Below are 5,254 nucleotides of genomic sequence, written 5' to 3'. Positions count from 1 at the left end.
AGGCAAGCTCCGAAACTGCGAAAAAGAAACGGAGGGAAACACCAGCATTGACGCCAGAATGACACGCAGAACATAACCACTGGGTGGGTCAGATCTCGGTGACAATGCCGGGTCAGTTCTCAGTGACAATCAACAGACAGTTCTTCGCCTGCACCCGGGCCGCGCCGATGCGCTCGTCCCAGACCTGCGCCGCCTTCTGATAGGGGGTCTCGGGTTCGGGGGTCTTGCCGTAATGGGCGGTGGATCGTTTGAAGAGGCTCATGGGCGACGTCCTTCGGACAGGGAAACGGAAGCCCCGCCACCGGGGCTGTCCCCGGCGCGGAGCGCATGACCAGCAGCCGAGAGGCCCTGGCGCATCATCTGGTTGCGGCGGATCGCGCGGGCCCAGGCGGGAGGGCTGTCGGGACTGGCCCCCGCAGATACGGCGCCACCCCCTACGCTACCCATGGAAGATGTGCCGCCTGTGGCAGCGAAACCCGCCTGCGCGCCAGCCGCATGGCTCGCCCGCGCGCCCGACGCGATGCGGGAGGCCGCGCGGCGCAGGGGCGAGGCGATGGCCGTGCCGGTGGCGCTTGCGACGCCACCCAGACCGGACGCAACGCCCCCCGCACCCGACTGCCCCATGGCGCCCAGGCGATAGGCCGTCGAGGCCGCCCCCGCCGTGGCGATCCCGCCGCGTGTGGCGGCAAGGCCCGCGCCGCCCAGAGTGCCCGCCCCGCGCGCGGCCAGAAGCGCGCCGCCGCCTGCGGCAACACCCGCGCCGCCGATGGCGATCCCGGTGCCGACGGCGGCGCCCGCGCCCAGTTGCGGCCCGCCCGAGACGAGGCCCGTGGCGATGCCGGGGCCGAAGATGCCGAGGCCTAGAAGCGAAAGTGCTGCCAGCACGATGGCCATCGCCTCGTCGATGGTCGGGGTCGCGCCGCCGAAGCCTGCAGTGAACTGGCCGAACAGCGTCGAGCCGATGCCGATGATCACGGCCAGCACCAGCACCTTGATGCCGGAGGAGACGACATTGCCCTGCACCCGCTCGGCCATGAAGGCGGTCTTGCCGAAGAGACCGAAGGGGATCAGCACAAAGCCCGCAAGCGTCATCAGCTTGAACTCGATCAGCGTGACGAAGAGCTGCACCGAGAGGAGGAAGAAGGCCAGCAGCACCAGCGCCCAGGCGAAGAAGAGGCAGGCGATCTGGATGAAATTCTCGAAGAAGGCCACGAAGCCCATGAGGCTGGAGATCGACTCGAGCAGCGGGCGCCCGGCATCGAGCCCGGTCTGCGCGACGCGGCCGGGGCGCAGGAGGTCAGCGGGTGAGAAGCCGGTGCCGGAGGCCAGCAGGCCGAGGCCCGCGAAGCTCTCGAAGACGATCGCGGCGAGGCTGTTCCAGTTCGAGATCAGGAAGGCGAAGATGCCGACGAACAGCGTCTTCTTCACCAGCCGGGCGATGACATCGTCATCGGCGCCCCAGGCCCAGAAGAGCGCGGCCAGGGTCACGTCGATCACGATCAGCGTGGTGGCGATGAAGGCGACCTCGCTGCCCAGCAGGCCGAAGCCGCTGTCGATATAGGAGGTGAAGACCCCGAGGAAGTCGTCGATGACACCGGTGCCGCCCATGGCCCTAGTCGCCTGTCGGGGTCGGTGGGCGGCCGAGGAAGCGCTCGCGCGTCTCGGCCCAGACCGCAAGGCAGCCGGGATCGCGCGCCGCCGCCTCGCCCATGGCCTGGCAACGGCGCTGCTCGGTGCGGAGGGGATCCCCGGCCGGGGCAAGTGCGGGGCCGGTCGACGTGGGCGCGCCGCGCTCGCCCCGCGTCATCTGCACCGCCGCCGCGGTCAGGGCGGCGGCAGCGAGGATGATCGCCGCGATGCTGGCGGTGCTGCGCCCGTCCATCGCCCCCGCTCCCGTCAGTTGTTGAACATCCGGGCGCTGCCGGGCTGGTAGCCCGCGCCCGGGGTCAGGAAGCGTTCGCGCTGGACGCGGCCCTGTTCGGCTGCGGCGGCGCGTTCGGCCTCGGCCAGCGCCACCGCGCGGCCATTGGCGGCGGTCACCGCGACCAGATCGGCGATCTGCTGGGATTGCAGCGCAAGAAGCTGGTTGCCGGCTTGTGCGGCCTGCAGCGCGCCGACCGCATTCTGGCTCGCACCCACCAGCGCCGCCATTTCCGCGCGCTGGCCGTCGATATTGCCGACGACCCCGGCCTGCACGCGCATCGCGTCCTGCAGCCCGCCCACGGTGTTCTCCCAGCGCGCGCGGGCATCGGCCAGAAGCTGGGCCTCGGGGGCGGCCATGGCGGTGCCGCCGTACTGCTCCTGAAACATCCGGTCGATGGCCTGGACGTCGAAGGCGATGTTCTGCGCCTGGGCGAGAAGCTGGCGGGTGCGCTCGACATTCTGCTGAAGGGCCGCGAGCGAGGATTGCGGCAGGCTCGCGAGATTGCGTGCCTGATTGATCAGCATCTGCGCTTCGTTCTGCAGCTGGGTGATCTGGTTGTTGATCTGCTCCATGGCGCGGGCGGCCGAGAGGATGTTCTCGGCATGGTTGCGCGGGTCGTAGACGATCCGGCCCCCGAAGCCGAAGAAGGCCTGCGCGGGGCTGGGCGCGAGGATTGTCACGCCCATGGGTGCGGCGAGGGCCAGCGCGAGGGTTGAGGCGCTGGCGAGATGGGTGAAGCGGGTCATGTGGGTGGCTCCTCTGAGGGTTGGGGTTTGGGATCGGGTGTCGGGTCCGGCGCTGGTGACGGCGTGTCCGGCTCAAGGTTCGGCAGGTCCGGGATCAGATCGGCGGCCCAGCCTGCGCCGCGCGCGCGCAGCCAGGCGTCGAGGAAACCGTCGCGGCCATGCTCGGCCAGGATCGCGGCGATGCGCGCCTGATCGGTCTTGGAGGAGGCCGCGCAGAGGGCAAGGCCGACTTCGGACAGGCCCAGCTCGAAGAGCCGATTGCCGCGCCGCGACTGGCAGTAGTAGTCGCGCTTCGGCATGGCGCGGGCGAGGATATCGATCTGGCGGTCGTTCAGCCCGAAACGGCGGTAGATCGCGGTGATCTGCGGCTCGATGGCGCGTTCATTGGGCAGCAGGAGCCGCGTCGGGCAACTTTCGATGATGGCGGGCGCGATGGGGGACGCGTCGATGTCGCTCAGCGACTGGGTGGCGAAGATGACCGAAGCGTTCTTCTTCCTCAGCGTCTTCAGCCATTCGCGCAGTTGGCCTGCAAAGCCTTCGTCATCGAGCGCGAGCCAGCCCTCGTCTATGATCAGGAGCGTCGGGCGGCCATCGAGCCGGTCGCCGATGCGGTGGAAGAGATAGGAGAGGACCGCGGGGGCGGCGGCAGTACCGACTAGCCCCTCGATCTCGAAGGCCTGGACCGGGGCCGTACCCAGATCCTCGATCTCGGCATCGAGAAGCCGCCCATGCGGGCCGCCCAGGCAATAGGGCCGCAGCGCCTGCTTCAGATCAGAAGACTGCAGCAGCACGGCAAGCCCGGTGATCGTGCGTTCTCCGATGGGGGCCGAGGCCAGCGAGGTGAGCGCGGTCCAGAGGTGATCCTTCACCTCGGGCGTGACGCAGACGCCCTCGCGCGCGAGGATCGCTGCGATCCAGCCCGCGGCCCAGGCGCGCTCGGTCGCCTCATCGATCCGCGCAAGCGGCTGGAGATAGACTGCGGCCGCCTCACCCTCGCTCAACGCGCCGCCCAGATCGTGCCAGTCCCCGCCCATGGCGAGGATCGCAGCCCGGATCGAGCCCCCGAAGTCGAAGGCGAAGACCTGCGCCCCCGGATAGCGGCGGAACTGCAGCGCCATGAGCGCCAGCAGGACGGATTTGCCCGCCCCGGTCGGACCGATGACCATCGTATGGCCGACATCGCCGACATGCAGCGAGAGACGAAAGGGGGTGGAGCCCTCGGTCCGGCCATAAAGGAGTGGCGGGCCACCCAGATGCCGGTCCCGCTCTTCCCCCGCCCAGACGGCCGAGAGCGGGATCATATGGGCGAGGTTCAGGGTCGAGACCGGGGGCTGGCGGACATTGGCGTAAGGATGCCCGGGCAGCGAGCCGAGCCAGGCATCGACGGCGTTGACCGTCTCCACCATCGCTGTGAAATCGCGGCCCTGCACGACCTTCTCGATCAGCCGCAGCTTCTCGTCGGCGCGGCGGGGGTTATCGTCCCAGACGATCAGCGTGGCGGTGACATAGGCCAGCCCCGCGACATCGGCGCCAAGCTCCTGCAGCGCCATGTCGGCATCTTCGGCCTTGTTCGCGGCATCGCTGTCGACGAGCACCGATTGCTCGTTGGTCATCACCTCCTTGAGGATCGCGGCGATGGATTTGCGCTTGGCGAACCACTGGCGGCGGATGCGCCCGACCATGCGCGTGGCCTGCAGCTTGTCCATCAGGATCGCGCGCGTTGCCCAGCGATAGGGGAAGGCCAAGCGGTTCAGCTCATCGAGGATCCCGGGCGTGGTGGCGGTGGGAAAGCCCGAGAGCGTCAGGATGCGCAGATGCGCCGCGCCCAGCCGAGGCTCCAACCCGGCGGTGAGCGGCTGATCGGCCAGCAGCGCGTCGAGATAGACGGGGGTTTCCGGGACGCGCACGCGCTGCGTGCGGGTCGAGATGGTGGAGTGCAGGTAGGTCAGCGTCTCAGAATCATCGAGCCAGCGGCATTCGGGCATGAACCCGTCAAAAAGCGCCAGCACCCGGTCGCTGCGGTCGATGAAGCCGCGCAGCACCTCGCCAGCATCGATCCCCGCCCGCTCGCGCCCCTCATAGAGCCAGGTCTCGGCGCGCGCGGCCTCCTCGGCGGGCGGCAGGTAGAGGAAGGTCAGGATATAGGCCGACTGAAAATGCGCGCCCTGATCGGCAAAGCCTGCACGGCGTTCGGCATCCAGCAGCGCCGAGGCCGGATCGGGAAAACGACTGTCGGGATAGTCGGCGGCGGGCAGGCGCTGCGCCTCGACGAAGATCGCCCAGCCCGAACCGAGGCGGCGAAAGGCGCTGTTGATGCGGGCGGCCACGGCGACCAACTCGGCGGCGACCGCGCTGTCGAGGTCCGGGCCCCGGAAGCGTGCCGAGCGCTGCAGGCTCCCGTCCTTGTTCAGCACCACCCCGGGCGCGACCAGCGCCGCCCAGGGCAGGTAATCGGCGAGGCGGGCGGCTTTGCGGCGATACTCGGCGAGATGCATCATGGCGCGGGCTCCTCAGAGTCCGATTCATAATGGTCTGAATGATTTCAGGTTCTTGCGATGAGGCGGGTGAGGCGACGGATGTGGGC

At 69.1% G+C, this 5,254-nt stretch carries 4 protein-coding genes and 1 pseudogene; all 5 read right to left on the bottom strand.

Features of this window, described 5'->3' with window-relative positions; all coding sequences use genetic code 11:
• Positions 1-139: 139 nt before the first annotated feature.
• Positions 140-262: pseudogene (locus HUK65_RS17995) on the bottom strand (conjugal transfer protein TrbF); the annotation flags it as partial.
• Entirely contained in the window at positions 259-1,608 is a 1,350-nt protein-coding gene (gene trbL, locus HUK65_RS17990) for a P-type conjugative transfer protein TrbL (protein ID WP_179907635.1), read from the bottom strand. The gene trbL and the pseudogene HUK65_RS17995, both read right to left, overlap by 4 nt.
• Before the next feature lie 4 nt (positions 1,609-1,612).
• Positions 1,613-1,882: a putative entry exclusion protein TrbK-alt gene (gene trbK-alt, locus HUK65_RS17985; protein WP_179907634.1), complete on the bottom strand. Its 270-nt coding sequence runs from the start codon at positions 1,880-1,882 to the stop codon at positions 1,613-1,615.
• Positions 1,883-1,896: 14 nt separating this feature from the next.
• Positions 1,897-2,670: a P-type conjugative transfer protein TrbJ gene (gene trbJ, locus HUK65_RS17980; RefSeq protein ID WP_179907633.1), complete on the bottom strand. Its 774-nt coding sequence runs from the start codon at positions 2,668-2,670 to the stop codon at positions 1,897-1,899.
• A complete protein-coding gene (gene trbE / locus HUK65_RS17975; RefSeq protein ID WP_179907632.1) occupies positions 2,667-5,168 on the bottom strand; it encodes a conjugal transfer protein TrbE in 2,502 nt (833 codons plus the stop codon). Before trbE ends, trbJ begins: the two co-directional genes overlap by 4 nt.
• Between the last annotated feature and the right edge of the window lie 86 nt (positions 5,169-5,254).

Origin of the sequence: Rhabdonatronobacter sediminivivens, assembly GCF_013415485.1 — a bacterium.
Taxonomy (GTDB): domain Bacteria; phylum Pseudomonadota; class Alphaproteobacteria; order Rhodobacterales; family Rhodobacteraceae; genus Rhabdonatronobacter; species Rhabdonatronobacter sediminivivens.
This window is presented reverse-complemented; position numbering and strand designations above follow the sequence as displayed.